3 protein-coding genes are annotated in these 3,292 nt (G+C 54.1%); all 3 read left to right on the top strand.

The window, feature by feature from the left end:
- Positions 1–89 precede the first annotated feature (89 nt).
- Genes FH061_RS29035 through FH061_RS29025 form a run of 3 tightly spaced genes read left to right on the top strand, consistent with a single transcriptional unit; the run spans position 90 to position 2,747 of the window.
- Positions 90–857, top strand: a complete 768-nt coding sequence (locus FH061_RS29035) for an SURF1 family protein (RefSeq protein WP_151639322.1) — start codon at positions 90–92, stop codon at positions 855–857.
- 20 nt (positions 858–877) lie between these two features.
- Entirely contained in the window at positions 878–2,221 is a 1,344-nt protein-coding gene (locus FH061_RS29030; protein WP_151639321.1) for an ATP-binding protein, read from the top strand.
- Entirely contained in the window at positions 2,211–2,747 is a 537-nt protein-coding gene (locus FH061_RS29025; protein ID WP_151639320.1) for a response regulator transcription factor, read from the top strand. Before FH061_RS29030 ends, FH061_RS29025 begins: the two co-directional genes overlap by 11 nt.
- Positions 2,748–3,292 lie beyond the last annotated feature (545 nt).

Below are 3,292 nucleotides of genomic sequence, written 5' to 3'. Positions count from 1 at the left end.
ATCCAATCACTGATACCTCCGAGCCCTGGCGCGACCCGGTATCGTAATGGCCCGGTCCGCGCCCGCGCTCGTTTGCATTCAAGCTAGCTCTGGCAATCGGCGCTCTGATTACGTTCATCACATTGCTTGGTCTGGGCACCTGGCAGCTTTATCGGCTGCAATGGAAACAGTCGCTCATCGAGCGTGTTGAACAGCGGGTGCATGCCAACCCCGTGCCTGCCCCCGGGCCGGGCCGCTGGATGCAAGTTACTGCGGAAAGCGATGAATATCGGCATGTTCAGCTCAGCGGCACTTTCCTGTATCGGTTCACGACGAAGGTTCAGGCCCTTACCGAGCTTGGCAGCGGTTACTGGTTGTTGACGCCGCTACGCGATACGGACGGCAATATTGTCATTATCAATCGCGGGTATGTCAGTGGCATTGATGCTGAAAAAATCATTCAGCTTGAAACCGGCGACAATGGTCCGTCAGGAAACAACTGCGAAGGGCAAGAAATGGGTAAATGCAGCCAGGTGCTTGTTACCGGCCTGCTGCGCATGTCAGAACCGGGCGGCGGCTTCCTTCGCGAAAACGATCCAGGCGCAGGCCGTTGGTATTCTCGTGATGTAGAGGCCATTGCTGGCACGCATGGGCTGTCCCGCGTTGCCCCCTATTTCATCGATGCCGACAAGGCAACTTCTTCGCGTCTCGCGCCGGGCACCGCTCCTCAGCCAGTCGGCGGGTTGACCGTTATTTCCTTTCATAACAATCATCTGATTTACGCACTGACTTGGTATGCTCTTGCCTTGATGGTGGCTGGCGGATTCCTGTGGGTCTTCCGGGAGGAGCGCAAATCTCGGCGTGCCGGTGCAGGCTAGCCTGGCGATTGGAAATCAAAATGGAAAGCAGACCCAATACCTTAGGTATCCAGGATAGGCTCAAGGAGCAATGGGTTTCCTCGTCCGTCGAGAATGCGGCAGGCCATACAAACATGCTGCAGCTGATCCATCTGCGCTGGCTCGCCGTCGTTGGGCAGGTCACCACCATTTCAGTAGTTTCGCTCGGCTATGGAATACAGCTTCCGCTTCCCCAAATGGTGGCAGTTCTGGCCTGCCTTATCGCGTTCAATATCGGCAGCCATCTGCGGTGGCATGAACAACGCGTAGTTACCAATAGCGAGCTGTTCTTTGCGTTATTGGTCGACGTGGCAAGCCTGACCGCTCAGTTGTACTTCAGCGGTGGCGCAAGCAATCCGTTTGCATTTCTTTATCTGCTGCAGGTGATCCTGAGCGCCGTTCTTCTGGAAACATGGACGACATGGATCTTCGTGCTGATTACCAGCAGTTGCCTCGCAGGCTTGTCGATTCTTTCCAAGCCGTTGGAGTTACCCTCGGGACAAGAAGGTTTTTTCAGCCTCTATGTTCAGGGCATGCTGCTCTGCTTCATGCTGAACGCGGTTCTGCTGGTCTTCTTCATCACACGTATCAACCAGAACGTACGCGCTGCCGACGCCCAATTGGCATTGCTTCGGCAGCGGGCCGTGGAAGAAGACCATATTGTCCGGATGGGCCTGCTTGCTTCCGGGGCTGCGCATGAGTTGGGAACACCACTTGCTACCATGTCGGTTATTCTAGGTGACTGGAAACGCATGCCGCAGCTTGCCCGCAATGCCGACTTGCTTGAAGAGATTGGCGAAATGCAGGCCCAGCTTCAACGCTGCAAAAAAATTGTCAGCGGAATTCTTCTCTCGGCAGGCGAGGCACGTGGCGAATCATCCGCCAAGACCACCATCAATACGTTCTTGAACGATTTGGCAAAGGAATGGCAGTCAAGTCGGCCAGTTGTGTCATTCGTATACAAGAATTACATCAAGGATGATTTGCCTGTCGTATTCGACTCGACACTCAAGCAGATGATCTTCAATGTGCTCGATAATGCCGCCGATGCGTCGCCGCACTGGGTCAGTTTCGAAGCGACTCGCGAAGGCGGCGCATTGCAACTTACAGTGACCGACGCCGGTGCCGGCTTTCCTCCTGCAATGCTGGCTCATCTGGGCAAACCGTATCAGTCGAGCAAAGGACACGCGGGTGGCGGCCTGGGCCTCTTTCTTGTTGTTAACGTCGCCCGCACACTGGGTGGCGTTGTTAACGCACGTAATCGACCGGAAGGTGGAGCGATGGTCTCATTGACTCTGCCGCTTGCCTCGATAATCTACGAAGAGGGCAAAGTAAATGGCATCTGAACGTTTGCTTCTGATTGTCGAGGACGATGCGGCATTTGCACGTACCCTTGGACGTTCATTTGAACGCCGCCAATACCAGGTGTTGCATGCATCGCAGCGCGATGAAGTCGAGGAGATGCTTGAGCGACATTCCCCAACGCATGCTGTCGTCGATCTCAAGCTTGAGGGCAATACCTCGGGTTTGTCTTGCGTGCAGTTGCTGCATCAACATAATCCCGACATGCTAATCGTTGTGCTGACAGGTTTCGCGAGTATCAATACTGCCGTTGAAGCAATCAAGCTGGGGGCCTGCCAATACTTGGCGAAGCCTTCAAACACCGATGATATTGAAGCTGCTTTCGGGCACATCGCGGGTTCTGCCGAAGTCGAACTTACTAACCGATCTACCTCGATCAAGACGTTGGAATGGGAACGCATCCATGAAGTCTTGGCAGAAACCGACTTCAATATTTCCGAAGCTGCGCGGCGGCTAGGCATGCATCGGCGCACACTGGCTCGCAAGTTGGAGAAGCAAAGGGTGAAATAGGCAGGTTGACTCCTCCGTTGAGCTAACTAACCGGCTACGTGACGGTAATCAATATCGCAGATAGTTCGAATACGCTATGACCAATAGCCATAAGGGAATCGAACGGGAACAAATTGTCTTTACTAATCTCCCACTGCTACGGCCGAAGCGCGAACGAATATATATGCAATGGTTCGGATCTATTGTTCTGACGGGGTGTTTGATATGCCTAAAGGTGATAAGTCTTCTTATACGGACAAGCAGGAACGGCAGGCTAAACATATTGCCGATTCTTATAGAAAGCGGGGCATTCCGGCGCAGGAAGCTAAGCGTCGCGCTTGGGCCACCGAAAATAAAGTGTCCGGCGGCGGAAAGAGGTCCGGCTCTGGTCGCAAAAGTAGTCATCACTAACCGGGCTTTCCGTTCATCCTACCAGACCGTCGATTGCTGCACCCTATGCGGCATGCATTGCGCACGCGCAAAGCAAACAGCCCTGCGTCCGTAAGGAGGCAGGGCTGATGCGGTAGAACTAGCCTGACGATGACCTACTTTCACACTGGTTGCAG

Origin of the sequence: Noviherbaspirillum aerium, from assembly GCF_008929045.1 — a bacterium.
GTDB lineage: Bacteria > Pseudomonadota > Gammaproteobacteria > Burkholderiales > Burkholderiaceae_D > Noviherbaspirillum > Noviherbaspirillum aerium.
The sequence above is the reverse complement of the archived record's forward strand: the minus strand, read 5'-3'. Positions and strand labels throughout refer to the sequence as shown.